Origin of the sequence: Tardiphaga sp. 215_C5_N2_1, from assembly GCF_052076055.1 — a bacterium.
Taxonomy (GTDB): Bacteria; Pseudomonadota; Alphaproteobacteria; order Rhizobiales; family Xanthobacteraceae; genus Tardiphaga; species Tardiphaga robiniae.
Genome location: NZ_CP197240.1, coordinates 3,469,863 through 3,488,235, shown reverse-complemented (window position 1 = coordinate 3,488,235; position 18,373 = coordinate 3,469,863). Strand labels below are relative to the sequence as shown.

At 61.9% G+C, this 18,373-nt stretch carries 16 protein-coding genes and 1 tRNA gene; 6 read left to right on the top strand and 11 right to left on the bottom strand.

What is annotated here, in order from left to right:
• Positions 1–102 precede the first annotated feature (102 nt).
• Positions 103–3,567, bottom strand: a complete 3,465-nt coding sequence (carB, locus tag AB7828_RS16600) for a carbamoyl-phosphate synthase large subunit (protein ID WP_093757104.1) — start codon at positions 3,565–3,567, stop codon at positions 103–105.
• A 171-nt stretch (positions 3,568–3,738) separates the two neighbouring features.
• Positions 3,739–4,911 (bottom strand): MFS transporter, encoded by a 1,173-nt coding sequence (locus AB7828_RS16595; RefSeq protein WP_441230657.1) that lies wholly within the window; start codon positions 4,909–4,911, stop codon positions 3,739–3,741.
• A gap of 115 nt (positions 4,912–5,026) precedes the next feature.
• Here AB7828_RS16595 and AB7828_RS16590 point away from each other — a divergent pair, with 115 nt between their 5' ends.
• Positions 5,027–5,392 (top strand): ArsR/SmtB family transcription factor, encoded by a 366-nt coding sequence (locus AB7828_RS16590; RefSeq protein ID WP_089265920.1) that lies wholly within the window; start codon positions 5,027–5,029, stop codon positions 5,390–5,392.
• Positions 5,393–5,594: 202 nt separating this feature from the next.
• Here the strand turns inward: AB7828_RS16590 and AB7828_RS16585 are convergent, their stop codons facing one another.
• Complete coding sequence (locus tag AB7828_RS16585; protein ID WP_120287108.1) at positions 5,595–6,290, bottom strand: class I SAM-dependent methyltransferase; 696 nt, start codon at positions 6,288–6,290, stop codon at positions 5,595–5,597.
• A 264-nt stretch (positions 6,291–6,554) separates the two neighbouring features.
• On the opposite strand from AB7828_RS16585, the gene AB7828_RS16580 reads away from it, so the two are divergent.
• Positions 6,555–7,046, top strand: coding sequence for a Dps family protein (locus tag AB7828_RS16580; RefSeq protein ID WP_089266251.1), 492 nt, complete (start codon positions 6,555–6,557; stop codon positions 7,044–7,046).
• Positions 7,047–7,143: 97 nt separating this feature from the next.
• On the opposite strand, the gene AB7828_RS16575 is transcribed toward AB7828_RS16580, so the two are convergent.
• The 5 genes from AB7828_RS16575 to AB7828_RS16555 form a co-directional block, all read right to left on the bottom strand.
• Positions 7,144–8,121, bottom strand: a complete 978-nt coding sequence (locus AB7828_RS16575) for a Bug family tripartite tricarboxylate transporter substrate binding protein (RefSeq protein ID WP_441230656.1) — start codon at positions 8,119–8,121, stop codon at positions 7,144–7,146.
• 124 nt (positions 8,122–8,245) lie between these two features.
• Positions 8,246–9,094, bottom strand: coding sequence for a fumarylacetoacetate hydrolase family protein (locus tag AB7828_RS16570; RefSeq protein WP_439065012.1), 849 nt, complete (start codon positions 9,092–9,094; stop codon positions 8,246–8,248).
• Between the two features lie 73 nt (positions 9,095–9,167).
• Entirely contained in the window at positions 9,168–10,736 is a 1,569-nt protein-coding gene (mhpA, locus tag AB7828_RS16565) for a bifunctional 3-(3-hydroxy-phenyl)propionate/3-hydroxycinnamic acid hydroxylase MhpA (RefSeq protein WP_441230655.1), read from the bottom strand.
• On the bottom strand, positions 10,733–11,638 hold the full coding sequence (locus tag AB7828_RS16560) for a VOC family protein (RefSeq protein WP_441230654.1): 906 nt from the start codon (positions 11,636–11,638) through the stop codon (positions 10,733–10,735). Before AB7828_RS16560 ends, mhpA begins: the two co-directional genes overlap by 4 nt.
• Positions 11,635–12,666, bottom strand: coding sequence for an amidohydrolase family protein (locus tag AB7828_RS16555; protein WP_441230653.1), 1,032 nt, complete (start codon positions 12,664–12,666; stop codon positions 11,635–11,637). Before AB7828_RS16555 ends, AB7828_RS16560 begins: the two co-directional genes overlap by 4 nt.
• Positions 12,667–12,899: 233 nt before the next feature.
• Here AB7828_RS16555 and AB7828_RS16550 point away from each other — a divergent pair, with 233 nt between their 5' ends.
• The gene (locus AB7828_RS16550; protein WP_441230652.1) at positions 12,900–13,625 is read left to right on the top strand and encodes a GntR family transcriptional regulator; all 726 of its coding nucleotides are present in this window, start codon (positions 12,900–12,902) and stop codon (positions 13,623–13,625) included.
• A 107-nt stretch (positions 13,626–13,732) separates the two neighbouring features.
• Here AB7828_RS16550 and AB7828_RS16545 read toward each other — a convergent pair.
• The 3 genes from AB7828_RS16545 to AB7828_RS16535 all read right to left on the bottom strand — a co-directional run bounded on the left by AB7828_RS16545 (position 13,733) and on the right by AB7828_RS16535 (position 14,913).
• Positions 13,733–13,809, bottom strand: a tRNA-Met gene (locus AB7828_RS16545).
• A gap of 181 nt (positions 13,810–13,990) precedes the next feature.
• Positions 13,991–14,470 (bottom strand): VOC family protein, encoded by a 480-nt coding sequence (locus AB7828_RS16540; protein WP_441230651.1) that lies wholly within the window; start codon positions 14,468–14,470, stop codon positions 13,991–13,993.
• A 20-nt stretch (positions 14,471–14,490) separates the two neighbouring features.
• Positions 14,491–14,913, bottom strand: a complete 423-nt coding sequence (locus AB7828_RS16535) for a VOC family protein (protein WP_093757095.1) — start codon at positions 14,911–14,913, stop codon at positions 14,491–14,493.
• Positions 14,914–15,344: 431 nt separating this feature from the next.
• On the opposite strand from AB7828_RS16535, the gene AB7828_RS16530 reads away from it, so the two are divergent.
• The 3 genes from AB7828_RS16530 (at position 15,345) to AB7828_RS16520 (ending at position 18,361) form a co-directional block, all read left to right on the top strand.
• Positions 15,345–16,268: a tripartite tricarboxylate transporter substrate binding protein gene (locus AB7828_RS16530; protein WP_246297792.1), complete on the top strand. Its 924-nt coding sequence runs from the start codon at positions 15,345–15,347 to the stop codon at positions 16,266–16,268.
• An 83-nt stretch (positions 16,269–16,351) separates the two neighbouring features.
• Positions 16,352–16,837, top strand: a complete 486-nt coding sequence (locus AB7828_RS16525) for a tripartite tricarboxylate transporter TctB family protein (RefSeq protein ID WP_175367854.1) — start codon at positions 16,352–16,354, stop codon at positions 16,835–16,837.
• A gap of 15 nt (positions 16,838–16,852) precedes the next feature.
• Positions 16,853–18,361 carry a tripartite tricarboxylate transporter permease gene (locus tag AB7828_RS16520; RefSeq protein WP_309943462.1) on the top strand — a complete coding sequence of 503 codons (1,509 nt, stop codon included), beginning with the start codon at positions 16,853–16,855 and terminating at the stop codon, positions 18,359–18,361.
• Positions 18,362–18,373 lie beyond the last annotated feature (12 nt).

Below are 18,373 nucleotides of genomic sequence, written 5' to 3'. Positions count from 1 at the left end.
CAGACGCCGGCTTCGAGTGCCGAAACAAAACAAAGACGCGACCGGTGAGTTCCGGTCGTGCCTTGCCTAGCTGATCTCGTCGGACCTGCAGTCCGCCCGAATTCAGGCTTCGGAAAAGTAACTCTGCAATGTGCGGACCTCAAGGTCCCCGCCCAGATAGGCCCGGACGCCCTGTGCAGCCGCCACGGCACCCGAAAGAGTGGTGTAATACGGTACTTTATGCAAGAGGGCAGCCCGCCGCAGCGAGCGGCTGTCGGCCAGGGCCTGCGGCCCGTCGGTGGTGTTCAGAACCAGCTGAATCTCGCCATTGGTGATGGCATCGACGATGTGCGGCCGGCCTTCCAGCACCTTGTTGATCTTCTCGGCGGGGACGCCGTTGTCGACCAGGAAGCGCTGGGTCCCCGATGTCGCGAGCACCTTGAAGCCGTTCGACGAGAGCAGCTTCACGGCATCGAGAATGCGCGTCTTGTCGCTTTCGCGCACGGACACGAATACGGTGCCACTGCGCGGCACGCGGGTGCCGCCGCCGAGTTGGCTCTTGGCGAAGGCGATTTCGAACGAGCGGTCGATGCCCATCACTTCGCCGGTGGAGCGCATCTCCGGGCCGAGCACCGTATCGACGCCGGGGAAGCGCGCGAACGGGAAGACCGATTCCTTGACGCCGACATGGTCGAGCTTGCGCTTCTTCAGATTGAAGTCGGCGAGCTTCTCGCCGGCCATGATGCGCGCGGCGATCTTGGCCACCGGCATGCCCATCACCTTGGCAACGAAAGGCACGGTGCGCGACGCGCGCGGATTGACTTCGAGCACGTAGATGTCGCGATCCTTGACCGCGAACTGCACGTTCATCAGTCCGACCACGTCGAGGCCGAGCGCCATGTCGCGGGTCTGGCGTTCGAGCTCGGCGATCATGTCGTCGTCGAGCGAATGCGGCGGCAGCGAGCAGGCCGAGTCGCCGGAGTGAATGCCAGCTTCCTCGATATGCTCCATGATGCCGACGATGAAGGTGTCCTTGCCATCGCACAGGCAGTCGACGTCGACTTCGATGGCATCAGACAGATAGCGATCGAACAGCAGCGGATTGGTGCCGAGCACCGTATTGATCTGGCCGGTCTTGTCGTTCGGATAGCGCGCCTTAACGTCGCCGGGCACCAGCTCCGGCAGCGTGCCGAGCAGGTAATCGCCGAGCTGGCTTTCCTCGCGAATGATCTGCATCGCGCGGCCGCCGAGCACATAGGACGGACGCACGACCAGCGGCAGGCCGAGATCGGCTGCGACGAGGCGGGCCTGTTCGACCGAATAGGCGATGCCGTTCTTCGGCTGCTTCAGCTTGAGCTTGTCGAGGATGCGCTTGAAGCGATCGCGATCTTCGGCAAGATCGATGGCATCCGGCGAGGTACCGAGGATCGGCACGTCGGCGGCTTCCAGCGCGCGCGCGAGCTTCAGCGGGGTCTGGCCGCCGAACTGCACGATCACGCCATGCAGCGTGCCGTTCTGACGTTCGGTGTCGATGATCTCGAGCACGTCTTCGGCGGTCAGTGGCTCGAAATACAGGCGATCCGCCGTGTCGTAGTCGGTCGACACGGTCTCCGGATTGCAGTTGACCATGATGGTTTCGTAGCCGGCGTCGGCGAGCGCGAAGCAGGCGTGACAGCAGCAATAGTCGAACTCGATGCCCTGGCCGATACGGTTCGGGCCGCCGCCAAGAATGATGACCTTGTTCTTGTCCGACGGCTGACTCTCGTCGGCGAAGCTGCCGGCGAAGGACGACTCATAGGTCGAATACATGTAAGCGGTCGGCGAGGCGAATTCGGCGGCGCAGGTGTCGATGCGCTTGAACACCGGGCGCACATCGAGCGAGCGGCGCAGTGCCTTGACGTCGGCCTCGGTCTTGCCGGCGAGCACGGCAAGGCGCGCGTCGGAGAAGCCCATGGCCTTCAGCGTCCGCATGCCGAAGGCGTTGGCGGGCAGGCCATTGGCTTTCACCTTGGCTTCCATTTCGACAATGCCGCGCATCTCGGCGAGGAACCACGGATCGATCTTGCAGGAGTTGAAGATTTCCTCGTCGGTCCAGCCCAGACGCATGGCCTGGCCAACCTGCAACAGACGGTCCGGCGTCGGTGTACCGAGGGCAGCGCGGATGGCGTTCTTGTCGTCGCCGCGGCCGAGATCCTCGATCTCGATTTCGTCGAGACCGGTCAGGCCGGTTTCAAGTCCACGCAGCGCCTTCTGCAAGCTTTCCTGGAATGTGCGGCCGATGGCCATCACTTCGCCGACCGACTTCATCGACGTGGTCAGCGTGCGCGATGCGCCCGGGAATTTCTCGAAGGCAAAGCGGGGAATCTTGGTGACGACATAGTCGATGGTCGGCTCGAACGACGCAGGGGTTGCGCCGCCAGTGATGTCGTTGGCGATTTCATCCAGCGTGTAACCAACGGCAAGCTTTGCCGCGACCTTGGCGATCGGGAAGCCGGTGGCTTTCGAGGCCAGCGCCGAGGAGCGCGACACGCGCGGATTCATTTCGATCACGACCATGCGGCCGTCGGCAGGATTGACGCCGAACTGCACGTTGGAGCCGCCGGTCTCGACGCCGATCTCGCGCAGCACCGCCAGCGAGGCGTCGCGCATGATCTGATATTCTTTATCGGTCAACGTCAGCGCCGGCGCGACGGTGATGGAGTCGCCGGTATGCACGCCCATCGGATCGAGATTCTCGATCGAGCAGATGATGATGCAGTTGTCCTTTTTGTCGCGGACGACTTCCATCTCGTACTCTTTCCAGCCGAGCACTGACTCTTCGATCAGCACTTCGTTGGTCGGAGACGCGTCGAGGCCGCGCTCGATGATGTCGAGGAATTCTTCGCGGTTATAGGCAATGCCGCCGCCGGTGCCGCCCATGGTGAAGGACGGGCGGATGATCGCGGGCAAACCAATTTCGGACAGGGCCATCAGCGCCTGGCCGAGGGCATGCTCCTGATAACGCTTGCGGCGGTCGCCTTCATGCAGCACCCACTGCCGCTCGTGCTCGGCCAGTGCGTCGCCCGTCAGCTTGGCTTTTTCGGCCTGGTGCTGCTCGCGATACTGCTTCTTCAGCGCGGATGCGTTGGCGAGCCGCGACTTCGGTGTCTCCAGGCCAATCTTCGTCATCGCCTCGCGGAACAGCTGGCGGTCTTCCGCCTTGTCGATGGCTTCGGCGGTGGCGCCGATCATCTCGACGTCGAACTTCTCCAGCGTGCCCTGCTGGCGCAGCGACAGCGCGCAGTTCAGCGCGGTCTGGCCGCCCATGGTCGGCAGCAGCGCAAAACCCTTGGAGCGGTCGCCGCGCTCCTTTTCGATGATCTTGGCGACGATCTCGGGTGTGATCGGCTCGATATAGGTCGCGTCCGCCAGTTCCGGATCCGTCATGATGGTGGCCGGATTGGAATTGACCAGAACGATCCGGTAGCCCTCTTCCTTGAGCGTCTTGACGGCTTGCGTGCCCGAATAGTCGAACTCGCAGGCCTGGCCGATCACGATAGGACCGGCGCCGATGATCAGGATGGTGGATATGTCGGTGCGTTTTGGCATTTAAACTCGCGGTGGTGACAAATCGGCACAAAAAAAGGGCGCGCATACGCGCGTCCCTCGGGCCCGGGCGCCAAACCAGCCATTGACCCCTCAGGGAGCCATAGGCCGATCCTCGCGCGCGGCTGTCTTTAGACCACTATAACGGGGCGGGGAAGGCTTTTGAAGGTGCCATCAACCGGCAATTTGGGCCGGTTTCGGGCGCTTCAGAAGGTGTCCGGCGAGGACGAGCACGAGGGCTGCTGCCTCGGCGCAGCCGCCGATCCAGCCGAGGTGGTTGGAGCTCAATGTCGACAGCACCACGCCGCCCAAAGCGCTGCCGCCGGCAAAGCCGATATACATGGCCGAGGCGTTCAGCGAGAGCGCGATGACCGAGGCTTCCGGCGTGACGCGCACGAGATGTGCGACCTGTCCGGGATAGAACATCCAGCCGGCAATGCCCTGGGTAAAAATGAAGACCAGAAACAGCACACCCGCAGTGGCGGGCGGTGCGAATGTCAGGGCCGCCGATTGCAGCGTCAGTGACAGCATCATGCCGATCAGGCCCAGCGTTGAGGTCCGGAGCGGTCCGATACGGTCGGACATCGCGCCGCCCAGGGTGTTTCCGATGGCCGCAGCGACGCCAAAGACCAGCAGTGCCAGACTGATTCCGTTGGCGTCAAAGCCGAGCCGATGCAGCGGCACAGCCAGATAGGTGAATGAGGTAAAGCCCCCGAGGCCCCACATGCAGGTTACGGCAAGGGTTTTCAGCACTTCGGGATGGCGCGCAACGGCGAGCCTCTGACCGAGGGTGGCAGCAGTGCGCGGCAAACCGCGGGGCAATCCCAGCAGCAGCCCGGCCAATGCGACGGCGCCGAGCGCTGCGACCATCACGAATGTCGACCGCCAGCCAAAATGACTGCCGACCCAGGTTCCGAGCGGCACGCCCAGAACCGTCGCCACCGTCAGGCCGGAGATCACCAGCGACGCGGCGCGGCCACGGCGTTCCGGTGCAGCGATCGCGATTGCGACGGCCATGGCGGTCGGCATGCACAGTCCGGCGCCCACGGCCATCAGCATGCGCGACAGCAGGAGCGTGCCGAATGTGGTCGCAACGGCCGCCAAAAGATTTCCGACGATGAAACAGACCAGCGCCAGCGAGACGACGGTGCGGCGGTCAAAATTGCTGAACAGCACAGCCAGGATCGGCGAGCCGATGGCATAAGTGATGGCGTAAACGGTGACCAATTGTCCCGTGGCCGCCAACGTGACATTCAGGTCCGCTGCCATGATTGGAAGAAGGCCAGCAATTACAAATGCTTCGGTCCCAATCGCAAATGCCGCCAGGGCCAGCCAGAAGACGCTCATCGCCACATCCTTAGTTCAATCTTCGTTGAACTATTGATGCGGCAATGCAAAATGTCAAATGGTTCAAGAAATATTGAACATTGCGACGGCCGGTCGGAATCAGTATTGAGGAGCCATGAGCCGCATTCTCCCGCATCCCACGCGCGAACAGATCGAATTGCCTGGCGTGATGGATTGCCTGAGCGATCCGATCCGGCTGGCGATCGTCTACAATCTGGCCAAACGCGAGAAAGAGGTCGGAGAATTGCGCTGCGGCGATTTTTACGGCCTCAGCGGCAAGTCCAATCTCGCCTATCATTTTGCGAAACTGCGCGAGGCCGGCCTGATGGAAACGCGCGCGGTGGGGACGGCGAGGTTGATGAAACTGCGCCGCGAAGATCTCGAGAGCAGATTTCCGGGTTTGCTGGATGCGGTGCTCGCATCGGCCGAGCGCGATGCCGAGCGCCTGCAGCTTCCGGTGCTGGAATTCACCGAAGCCTGACAGCGCCGACCCACTGGTAAATGCCTGAAAGGTTGGAGGCCCAGCCTGGACTTGAACCAGGATAAAGAGCGATGCATCGCCCCCGCGTAGACATTTCCGCCACCGGGCCGAGCACAATGTTACCGATCACGGGGTGGCGATCCACCTCAAGTTTTGTAAACCGTCTGTTAACCTTAATCGTCCGTTTGCCCGGGCCGATGCCTCAGAATGCGTGATGGGCGACGAAGGTCATGCGCGAGGAATTGTGGCCGATATTGATCGGCGCCCGCGACGCCCGGAAACCGGCCGCGGTCAGCTTGGCCAGCATCTCCGCCTCGCTGTAGCGCTGCAGGCCAACCTTGGTGCGCAGCTGGCGGTAGTCAGAGAGGGCCGTGCGAACAAGCCCAACGAACGCATCCCACAGAAAGCCGTGTTCCCGGGCGAGCTTCAGCAGCGCCATGACATCGGTCGCCATGCCGACATCGGGCTGCAGGATGTCGCCGACCACCAGCTTGCCGCCAGGCGCCAGCAGCCGCTTGATGATCGCAAAGGCATCGTCGAGTTCGGGGCCTGTCATGTACTGAGCCACCGAATTCATGACAGCCAGGTCGATCGACTGCGCTGTCATGTTGCGCAACTCTTCCAGCGAACGGACCCGGATTTTGGTGTTGGGCGCGAAGCGGGCGACCAGTCGGCCGCGAACGCCAGGCGCGGGCTCTGCCAGGATCAGCTTGCTGCAGGCATTGGCCACTTTGGCGGCCGAGAGTGCTTCGCCGCAGGCATAGTCGAGCACGACGGCATCCTGAGAGGCGATGTAGCCAATGATGTCGCGGGCGATGACCTCGAAATGCACGTCACGATGCAGCTTGCTCGCATAAATCGTATGCGTGGAATCGTAATAATCGATCCAATCTTCCATCGTCTGCCCGGCCCGATTGTTGTTCCCGTGTCGGGAACCCCTATATTTGTGATGCGTTGAAACGGTCTAGAGCGTTTTCAGGCGCGTGGGAAACCGCCTTTCCTTCAAGAACCGCAGTTTTCGGAAATTTGCAGTGCTTTCCGTCAAGACCACTCCGATTTTTCCTGAAATCTTCCGCCCTGACGACAACCCTCCAGCCATCAAATCATCCGACACGGGAAGGTAAGTAACGTGAGCACCAAGACATCGAAAATCGCTGCCGAAATGAATACCCCGACTGACCTCTCAGCCGACGCCGTGGAGAAGGTGGCCAAGGCGCTGAACGGGTTGCTCGCCGACGCTTTCGCGCTTTACCTGAAGACCAAGAATTTTCACTGGCATCTCAGCGGGCGCCATTTCCGCGACTATCACCTGATGCTCGACGAGCAGTCCGACCAGATTTTTGCGACGACTGACCCATTGGCAGAGCGCGTGCGCAAGATCGGCGGTCGCACGCTGCGTTCGATCGGCGAAGTCGCCAAGCTGCAGACCATCAAGGACAATGACGAGGCTTATGTGCCGCCGGTGGAGATGCTGCGCGAGCTGATGAACGACAACAAGAAGATGGCAGCGGCGATGCGCAAGGCTCACGAGGTCTGCGACGACGCCAAGGACATCGCCAGCGCCAGCCTGCTTGAAAACTACATCGACGACACCGAGCGCCGCACCTGGTTCCTGTTCGAGGCGTCGCAGCAGGAAGGCGGCAACGAGGCGTAAGCTTCGTTCCCGATTGAATATGTCAAAGCGCCCGCTTCACAGCGGGCGTTTTCATGTGGAGATGCTGCCGTTGTTCGGCACAAGCGCTGGGCCGCGGTTATTCAGGCTGAATACCGAGCTCCTGAATCGTCTTGCCCGTGGCGACAAGCTCGGCGTCGAAAAAGCGCTTCGCGCCCGCAGGCGTCACCACGTCACCGGAGGCGACATCGAAGCCGAGCACGGGCGCGCGCTCCTGCACGTCCGGCGATTTCAGTGCCTGCGCAATCTCGGCACTGAGTTTGTCGACGATCTCGGCAGGTGTCCCGGTCGGGGCCATCATCATGAACCAGCCTTGCAGATCCGCGCCCTTCAACGTCTCGGCAATTGCGGGCACATCCGGCAATGAATCGACGCGCTTGTTGCCGGCAATGGCGAGTGCCCGCAGCGTACCGGCCTTGATGAAGGACTCAGCCACCGATGCGGACTGGATCGTCACCTGGGTGCGTCCGGTCAGGCTGTCCTGGATCGCGTTGGTGATGGTGTTGTAGGGGACCAGGACGAAACTGGTGCCCGCCTGCTTGTTGATGGTCTGTGCGATCAGGCCGGAAATGTTGCGCGCGCCGTCGACCGCCATGCTCAGGGAACCGGGGGCGGATTTTTCGAGCGCAATCAATTCCGCAAGCGTCTTTGCTTTCACTTCGGGATTGACGAGCAGCACGTGGTTGCTGCGCGCCACCATCGCCACCGGCACGAAATCCTTCACGGGATCGTAGGGCAGCTTCTTGAACGTATAGGGATTGGTGACCAGCGCCGCCGACGTCGCGAACAGGAAGGTGTAGCCGTCGGGCGCGGCGCGCGCGACCGTCTGTGCGCCGACGAGGTTCGCGGCGCCCGGGCGGTTCTCAACGATGAATTGTTGTCCGAGCGAGCGGGAGAGTTTTTCGGCGACGATGCGGCACAGCACATCCGGGCTGTTGCCCGCCGCCTGCGGCACCACGATCGTTACCGGCTTTTGCGGCCATGATTGCGCGTGGGCGGGCAGCGAGAGGCAAAGAATGCCACCGGTCAACAAGATACGACGGGACAATGTGAGCATGAACTTCCTCCTGAAATGGTTGGCCTGCGATTTCTGATCGCTTGTTGAGGCGTGCTTTTTGAACGAGCGGGTCTTTGTCGTGCGAAGCAGCCCGCGGCGCTGGCGGTGCGGGCTGCCGCTTGCATCAGGCTTCGTCGGCCACGCCGTTGCGAAGCACACCTAGCCGATCGATCTCGACTTCGACGATATCGCCCGGCTTCAGCCAGAGCGGAGGCGTGCGCTTGGCGCCGACGCCGCCCGGCGTGCCGGTGGCGATCACGTCGCCCGGCTCAAGACGGGTGAAGGACGAGCAGTATTCGATCTGACGCGGGATATCGAAGATCATTTGATCGATGGTGGCGTCCTGCACGACCTGGCCATTGACGCGGGTCTGCAGCCGCAGCGGCGCCACGTCGCCGAGTTCGTCCGGCGTCATCATCCAGGGGCCGAAGCCGCCGGTCTCCGGAAAATTCTTGCCGGGCGTGAACTGATGGGTGTGACGCTGGAAATCGCGCACGCTGCCTTCATTGTAGCAGGCGTAACCGGCGATATGGCTCCACGCATCGGCCTGCGTGATGTGGCGGCCGGGCTTGCCGATAATGATGGCGAGTTCGCCTTCGAAGTCGAGGTGGGTCGAGACCTTCGGCCGGATGATATTGGTGAGATGACCGGCCTGACTGTTGGCGAAGCGGCCAAACACCGTGGGATTGTCGACCTCGGCGCGTCCGGTTTCCTTGCGGTGCATCTCGTAGTTCAGGCCGATGCAGAGAATCTTGTCCGGATTCGGAATCACCGGCAACCAGGTAATATCAGCCGTCGGGATACGTTTGGCCTTGTCCGCTGCATCACGCACCACGGACAGCGCGTCGGCTGCAATGACGGATTTGAGATCGGGATAGCGCGCTCCAAGAACCGCGCCGATGTCGAGTGCCTCGTCGCCCTCGATCACACCCCAGGTCTTGCTGGTGCCGATCTGAAAACTTGCCAATTTCATCGTGATGTCCTCGCTGTGGAAGCTGCGTGTCCGTGGGGAATGGTGGTGTGGCGACGCTGTGCGGCCGGCGTGATCATCGGAGCCGCTCAGCAAGATCGGTGAGCAGCGCGTCGAGTGCGCTGGTCTCGCTGGCGACGCCGAAGACGTAATGGTCGGGTCTGACGACGGCGGCATGGCAGCCGTGGCGATCGAACCAGGCAGCGAGAACGCCATCTTCTTCAGTAAGTACGTCATCGGCGGAGGGGCCGATGCGAATTGGCCTGATGTCCAGCCGAGTCAGGATCGCTCGCAGATCGGGACTGAGCTCCAGTTCGTTGCGCATATCGAGCACAAGCCGCCATCCAGTGCCGGCGACGCTATCGAGACGGCGCCGTCCTTCTGCAGTCCTGATCCAGGGCTGTGGAAACAACGTGCCGTGTGCCGGGTGGAGGGGAAATGCCAGTAGTCCCGTCTGCAAGGGCGGCACGATTTCCTGACGGGTGATGGTGCGGGGATGGCCGCCATCCTCCGCAAGAATGCGCTCGTCGCGTGCTGCTGCGGCGTCGGGATCGCGTTCGCAGATCACATGACCGATGGCCTTGATGCGGGAAGTGAGCTGGCGCACATGCTCGCCGCGCTCCTCGCCGTAGCTGTCGAGCAATTTTGCATTGGATTGTCCGCGGAGTACGCGGTCGAGCTTCCAGACCAGATTGCCGACATCGCGGATACCCTGGCACATACCCTGGCCGATGAAGGGCGGCTGCTGATGTGCGGCATCGCCGGCGAGGAAGATGCGGCCGCGTCGCCATTCCTTCGCGACGAGCGCATGAAACCGGTAGCTCGCAGCACGCCACAGCGTGGCATCATCAGGCGTGATCCAGCGCGCAAGCAGTCGCCAGACTTGCGCGGCCGTTTCCATCTCGCGCGGATCTTCGCCGGGCAGCAGCATGATTTCGAAGCGACGATGATTGCCGGGGCCGATGATGAAGGTCGTGGGCCGCGACGGATCGCAGAATTGCGCCGCGGTCTGCGGCAGCTTGCTGAGGGAGGCGTCGTTGACCTGAAGATCGACGACAAGCCAGGGCTCATCGAAGACGAGATCTTCGAATGCGATGCCAAGCTGTTGCCGGGTGCCGCTCGATGCGCCGTCGCAAGCGATGACGTAGTCGGCGGTAACGTCGCGCGTCGCGCCGCGGTCGTTCCGCAAATGCAGCGTCACACGGTCGGTCGATTGCTCGAAGCCGAGCAGTTCGGTGCCCAGCTCGACTTCGACGCTATCATAGGCCGCGGCATGTTCGCGCAAGGCAGCTTCGACCGGCGGCTGCGTGAACACCATGCTGGGCGTGTAGCCGAGCGGATAGGGCTCCGCGACCATGTCGATCCGGCGGATCAGCTGCCCTTTGGCGCCGAAATGCTGGGAGGCGGGGAATGGAGCAACATAAGGCAGCACGCGCTCGGCAGCGCCGATATTGTCGAGCAGGCGCAGGATCTCGTGATCGATCGCGATCGCACGCGGCTTGTCATAGACCTCTAGCTGACGGTCGATGGCCAGTGTGCGGATGCCACGGTCGCCAAGAAGACTGGCCGCGATGGCGCCTGACGGCCCATGGCCGACCACGACGACCTGAAAATCATTTCGTGTCTGCTCGGATGAAAGCGTCACGCGGTACTCCCGTCGGCGTAGCCAATGGCGGTCTGTGCCGCCTTGACGTGATCGGCCTTGGGTGGGGCGATGCCCCAGTGATCGGTGCGGCCGGGTGGCCAGACCCATTCCGCCGGGCCGCGCACGACATAGCTGTCATCGACCTGCAAAACTTCGGCGGTGTATTCGATGACGATCCCGACCGGATCGATGAAATAGGCAAACACATTGTCGCCGGGGCCGTGACGGCCGACGCCCCAGGCAATGGGAAATCCGGCGTCGATCATGCGGCCCGAGCCGCGCATCACGGCTTCGAGATCCGGCATCAGGAAGGCGACGTGATTGAGCCCGTTCACGGCAGCGTCGGCGATGACGATGGCGTGGTGGTCGCTGTTGCAGCGAACGAAGGCCATGATCTTCGAGCGGTCGGTGAGACGAAAGCCGAGTGCCTGCTCGTAGAATGCGGCGAGATCATCGACACCGGTGCTGTTGATGTTGACATGCGCGAGGCGTGTCGGATGGTTGGCCGATGACGGAGCTTCGGCATGTTGCAGGTCACCATGAACGAAGCGCAGCACGCCGCCGTCCGGGGCGCGGATGGTCATGATCGTTCCGCCATCGGGCGCCGGATTTGGTGCCGGGCCGGAGAGCAGCGTGGCCCCGTGCTTCACCGATGTTGCAGCGATCGTTTCGAATTCCGCATCCGAATGCAGTCGGAACGTGATGGCCCGAAGCGCGGGGCGATCGCCCTGCCGCAAGGCGACGACATGGTGATCGCTGCCGCTGGCCCGCAAGTAAGTGACGCCTTCCTGGCGCGTCACGCGTTCGAGTCCCCACACAGATGTGTAGAATTGCTCGGATCGCAGCAGGTCAGGCGTGTCGAGATCGACGCTGCGCAGAGCGGTGATCGGGAAATGGGTCATTGCGAAGCCTGCTCGTCAAGGCCGAGGAAACGTCTTGCATTGGCATGAAGGACGAGATTGCGCGTGGCCTCGTCGTTGATGGCCGATGCGGCGCGCGTTGCCGGCGTGCGATCGTGAAATGCGAACGGGTAGTCTGTGCCGAGCATGATCTGCGTTGCGCCGAACTTGCCGATCAAATGCAGCAGCGTCGGGTCGTCATAGACCAGCGCGTCGTAATAAAGTCGGCGGGCCTGCAGGGTCGGGGATTCCTGGATGCTCTCCTGCAGCACCGGGAAGACCTGATAGCCCTCCTGAAGCCGCGGCAGCAGCGCGGCGAGCGTGCCGCCGCCATGGCTGAACGCCATGCGCAGGCGCGGATGCCGCAGCAAGAGGTTCGAGGTGATCACTGACGCCGCGGCAAGGCCGACATCGGTCGGATAGGCCAGCACCTGCTGCAATTGCGCCGGGCCGACGAGGCGGTCCATGCCGCAAGGCCGCAAGGCGTGGACGAACACCGCCATGTCGAGCTTCTCGACTTCGCCGAAGAATCCGTCGAAGTCGGGAGACCCGATCGGCTTGCCGTTGATGTTGCTGCCGATCTCGATGCCCGCAAAGCCGAGTTCGTGCTTCAGCCGATGTAGCTCGGTGATGGCCCGGTCGATGTCCTGCAGCGGCACCGCGCCGAGGCCGACCAGTCGCCCCTCGGAATGCGCGATCATCTCGGCCATCTGATCATTGATGTAGCGCAGCAGGTCAGTGGCCGGTTCGGGCGCCATCCAATAGGACAGTAGCTCCGGCATCGGCGAAATGGCCTGCTCACCGAGTCCCATCTCCGCCATATCCGTGACGCGCTTGGCGACATCCCAGCAGCGATCCGACACCGTGCGATAGACGCGGCCGGCCATCATCACATGCTTGTGGCAGGGTTTGGCATCCGCCATCGACGGCCAGTCGGCCGGCACCGCCGCGCCCATATAGGCCGGGAAGGAGGAGGGCACGACATGCGCGTGGATATCGATCCCGCAAGTGCATCGGGAGATGGCGCTCATGGCTGTGACTGGGCCATGCGCGGCTGGACGGCTGCGAAAACTGCCGATGCCTCAGGCGCTTGCGGAGCCTTGCCAAACATTGTCGCGCCTCCCGGCAGTCATCTCTCAGGACCTTGGGGAACTAATATCTATAGAAATCGGCTCGTACAATAGAAATTTATAGATTTTTCTGAAATCAGAAAAAGTGTATAGAAATCGAAGCCGACAGGCAGATGATTCCGGGATTGAAGCACGTGGACACAACCTCACTGGAATTGGCTTCGCCGCCGTCCTCGACCCAGGCCAGCACGGTCTATGACCGGTTGCGGGAGGACCTGCTGTCCGGACGGCTCGAGCCGAGCCGGAAGCTCCAGATGCGTTTCCTGACTGAGCTGTATCAGACCGGTCAGACGCCGCTCCGCGAGGCGCTCAACCGGCTGACCGCCGATGGTCTGGTCGAGTGCCGCGAGCAGCGCGGATTCTATGTCGCGGATATCAGCCGCAGCGAGCTGGCCGAACTGACCAAGACCCGGTGCTGGGTCGAGAGTCTGGCGCTGCGGGAATCCATGGCGGCCTCGACGCCGCAATGGGAGGAGCAGCTTCTGCTCGCGCAACATCGCCTCGGGCGAACCCCGCGCTCGCTCAATGCCGAACACTTCGAAGACAATCGGGAATGGGAGCGGCTGCACCGCGTCTATCACCGCACCTTGATCGGGAATTGCGGTTCGCAGTCCCTGATCGCGTTCTGCGGACAACTCGCCGACCAGCTCTACCGCTATCGACGTCTGTCGATCCGCAAGGCATTCCCGTCACGCCATGTGACGGACGAGCATCAGGCGATCATGACTGCTGTTTTGAGCGGCGATGCGGACCATGCCGTGGATCTGCTCACCGCGCATTACAGGCAGACCGCTGAAGTCATTCTCCAGGACAAGCAGATCTTCTCAGAACTGCACGAGGGCGAAGACGCCGCATCGTAGAGGGCACGGACGCAGGCCGAGCAAGCGCCTCTGCGGGCATGAAAAAGGCCTCGCGACGCATGCAAGGCCTTGGAAACATGTCTGCAAGATTTGGTAGGCAGAAAATTTGGTAGCGAGGAGTGGACTCGAACCACCGACCCCAGGATTATGATTCCCGTGCTCTAACCAACTGAGCTACCCCGCCACGGCATCCGGAGGGGACAAATTGTCCCCCGGCGAATGCGCGGCATATAAGAAGTCGAGGGACTCGATGTCAAGCAAGGCGACGTCTGAAATCACTGCCTGAAATCGATGTTCCTGCCACCCGGCCGCCGATTTCGGGGCCGGGCCGCTATCGTCGCCCGATCAGGCACTTAGGACCGGCTTCAGCCGCCGTCGAAGGCCTTTTTCAGGGCGGCCATGTCGAGTTTGACCATGCCCATCATGGCCGTCATGGCACGCTTGGCGCCCTCGCCATTCTCGCTGGCAAGCATTTCAGTAAAGCCGTTCGGCACGATCTGCCAGGGCACGCCCCAGCGGTCGTTGATCCAGCCGCAGGCATTTGCCTCGCCGCCATTTGTCAAAATGGCGTCCCACGCACGATCGACCTCGGCCTGGTCTTCGCAATGGATGGTGAAGGACACGGCCGTGCTGAATGTGGCGGGGCTGCCGCCATTGAGGCCAATGAAGCTTTGGCCGGCCAGCGTGAAGCCGACCACTAGCACGTTGCCTGCTTTGCCGCCGGGATAATCGATCGGGGCGCGCTGCACGCGATCGATGGAGGAATTGGGCACCAGCGAGCAGTAGAATCTGGCGGCTTCCTCGGCCTCGGTCTCGTACCAGATGCAGGGTGAGATCTTTGACATCGCTGCTATCCCTCTCTCGATCAGGCCTGAGCCATCGCAGATTGCGCGGCGGCCATGTCCATCCACATCACTTCCCAGATGTGACCGTCGGGATCCTCGTAGCTGCGGCCATACATGAAGCCGAAATCCTGCGTGGGTGTTGGATCGGCGCTGCCGCCCGCACCCACGGCCTTCTTCACGAGACCATCGACTTCGTCGCGGCTGTCGGCGGAGACGCAGATCAGAACTTCGCTCGACGTCTTCGCGTCGACGATCTTCTTCGAGGTGAACTGACGATACTTGTCATGGGTCAGCAGCATCGCGTGGATGGTGTCGGAGAACACCATGCAGGCGGCGGTGTCGTCGGAGAATTGCGGGTTTTTGGTCGCGCCGACCGCTTCATAGAAGGCGACCGCGCGGGGCAGGTCGGTGACGGGCAGGTTGACGAAGATCATTTTGCTCATCGGATGGCTCCTGTGGGTATACGCTCTGGGTGTTCTCTTTGGTGACTGTCTCGCTTAGGACGCGTGGGCCTGCCGCGATCCGACATCACCGGCAAAATTTTCTCAGTTATTTTTACAGGCGGAATTTCTTGTCCGCCGCGATCAATATGTCAGCCGGGCGATCTCCGCGTGCAGACGGAATGTCGCATGGCTCATCCTGATTGCGAATTGCGGCGGCGGTGAAATCATCGTTGATTGCCAAAGACGCAAGACGCGTTCGCAGCCGGGTTCGAAACATGTCCTTTTCCTGGGTTTGTTCCGGGCTAGACTGAACGACAATAAAAATACAGCCGGTCCGGGCATCACCCCCGGAATCGCAGAGGGAGAAACACATGTTGCAACGCAATCGCCTTGCCTTGTCCGCTGCTGTCGCGCTTTCCGCGGCCGCCACCATGTTCGGTGGTGCAGTCCAGGCGCAGGACTATCCGACCAAGCCGATCACACTGATCGTGCCATGGCCCGCCGGTGGCTCCACCGACATCTCGATGCGCGCGATCGCGGACGCGGCGTCGAAACATCTCGGCCAGCCGATCGCGGTCGACAACAAGGGCGGCGGTGGCGGCACGGTCGGTCCCGCGACCATGGCAGCCGCGGCCAAGCCGGATGGCTACACCATCTCGCAGATTCCCATCACCGTGTTCCGTCTGCCGCTGATGCAGGAAGTCTCGTGGAATCCGGACAAGGATTTCTCCTACATCATCCATCTCACCGGCTACACCTTCGGCATTACGACGAATGCGGAGTCGCAGTTCAAGACCTGGAAGGACGTGGTCGATTTCGCCAAGGCCAATCCGGGCAAGGTGACCTATGCGACGCCGGGCACCGGCACCTCGCTGCATGTGGGCATGGAGCAGATCGCGGCGATGGCCGGCATCAAGCTCACGCAGGTGCCGTTCAAGGGCGGTGCTGAAACCAACGCTGCCGTGCTCGGCAATCACACCATGCTGCAGGCGGATTCCACCGGCTGGCGGCCACTGGTCGATGCAGGCAAGCTGCGCCTCCTAATGGTGTGGACCGACAAGCGGTCGCCGAATTTCCCGGATGCGCCAACGCTGAAGGAGAGCGGCTATCCGATGGTCTATGACTCGCCGTTCGGCATCGCCGGCCCGAAGGGCATGGATCCGAAGATCGTCGCCAAGCTGCACGACGCCTTCAAGAAGGCCATCGAGGATCCCGCCGTCATCGCGACGCTGGCGAAATACGACATGGTGCCGAATTACAAGAACACCGAGGACTACAAGAAATTCGTTGTCGAGGTCACCAATTCCGAGCGCAAGGTGATCGAGGGAATCGGGTTGGGCAAGAAGCCGAATTGATCGTCGAATAGCGACGTCAGGCGCATGCGATGGGGTCCATCGCATGCGCCTTCATTTCATGTCGATGTCCCGGGACAGAAACGATGACTGACCAAACCCGCCCGCCATTCCGGCTGAACAATTCAGAACTCTGGACCGGCGTGATCGGCATTGCGCTTGGCGTGTTCGTCATTCGCTCCGGCCTCAAGCTGAAGCTCGGCACCATCAACGATCCCGGCTCCGGCTTCATGCTGTTCTATATTGGCCTGCTGATGTGCGCTTTCGCGCTCACCATCGTTCTCGCTTCGGTAACCGAAGGGGGACCGACCTTTGGCTCGCGGTGGGAAGGTGCAAGCTGGGGCAAGCCGGGCGCGATCATCGTCATCCTCTCGGCTTATGCTTTCGCGCTCGAACCGCTGGGTTTCCTGATCTCGACCATCCCGCTGATGCTGGTGTTGTTGCGCGTGATCGATCCCGTGCGCTGGACTTTGGCGATCCCGCTCGCGGTGCTGGCGCCTGTTGGTGTGTGGTGGGTGCTGAAACGCGGCCTGCTGATCCAGTTGCCTTCGGGCATGTTTGAAATCGGCTGACGGGAAACACGGATCATGGATGTTCTCGTCAATGTCATGCACGGCTTCGGCGTGGCGCTGCAGCCCGTCAATATTCTCTACTGCTTCATCGGCGTCTTCATCGGCACGCTGGTCGGCGTGCTGCCGGGCATCGGGCCGATCTCGGCGATGTCGCTGCTGCTGCCGGTGACTTTGTCCGGCACGCCGGAATCCGGCATCATCATGATGGCCGGCATCTATTACGGCTCGATGTATGGCGGTTCGACCACGTCGATTCTGGTCAACATTCCCGGTGAGGCCGCCTCCGTCGTCACTTGTATCGACGGCCATCAGATGGCGAAGCAGGGCCGTGCCGGTCCGGCGCTCGGCATTTCCGCGCTCGGCTCCTTCATCGCCGGCACTTTTGCGCTGGTGATGCTGATGCTGGTGGCGCCGTCGCTGGCCTCGGTCGCCATTGCCTTCGGTCCCGCCGAATATGCCAGCCTGATGGTGCTCGGCCTCGTGGTGCTGACCTTCCTGACACAAGGCTCGATGGCCAAGGCGCTGCTGATGGCCTGTATCGGCATCGTGCTTGGCCTCATCGGCCTAGACAGCATCACCGCGCAGCCGCGGCTGACCTTCGGCCGGATCGAGCTGATCGATGGTATCGGTCTCGTGCCCGTGGTGATGGGTCTGTTCGGGCTCGGCGAGGTGCTGCTCAACACCGAGCAGGTGATCAAGCGCGACATCATCAATGCCAAGATCACGCAGCTATTGCCGAACAAGGAAGACTGGAAGGCCAGCGCCGGACCGATCGGACGCGGGACAATTCTTGGCTTCTTCCTCGGCATCCTGCCGGGCGGCGGTGCGGTGGTCGCGTCCTTCGCGTCCTATGCGCTGGAGAAGCGGCTGTCGAAACATCCGGAGCGCTTCGGTCATGGCGCGATCGAAGGCGTTGCCGGACCTGAAGCGGCGAACAACGCGGCAGCAGGCGGTGCCTTCATTCCGCTGATGACCCTCGGCATTCCGCCGAACGTCGTCATGGCGCTGCTGCTCGGCGCCTTCGTCATTCACGGGTTGCAGCCCGGCCCGTTGTTGATCACGCAGAACCCCGGACTGTTCTGGGGCATCGTTGCCAGCATGTATATCGGCAACCTCATGCTGCTGGTGCTGAACCTGCCGCTGATCGGCATGTGGGTGAAGCTCTTGAAGCTGCCGTACAACGTGCTGTTCCCGCTGATCATCCTGTTCACGATCATCGGCGTCTATTGCAGCAGCAACAATGTGTTCGACGTCTATGTCATGATCGGCTTCGGCGTGATCGGCTACTTCATGCGCAAGTTCGGTTACGAGCCCGCGCCGCTGGTGCTGGCCTTTGTGCTTGGTCCGCTGCTGGAGAACAATCTGCGCAAGTCACTGATCCTGTCGCAGGGCAATCTCATGACGTTCATCGAGCGGCCGATCTCGGCGGCTTGTTTGCTGCTGGCAGTGGTGCTTCTGATCGCCCCGCTGTTGCCTGCACTGCGCAAGAAGCGCGAGATGGTCGCGCTCGACGAGGGCGCGTAGCCGGGGAGCGTT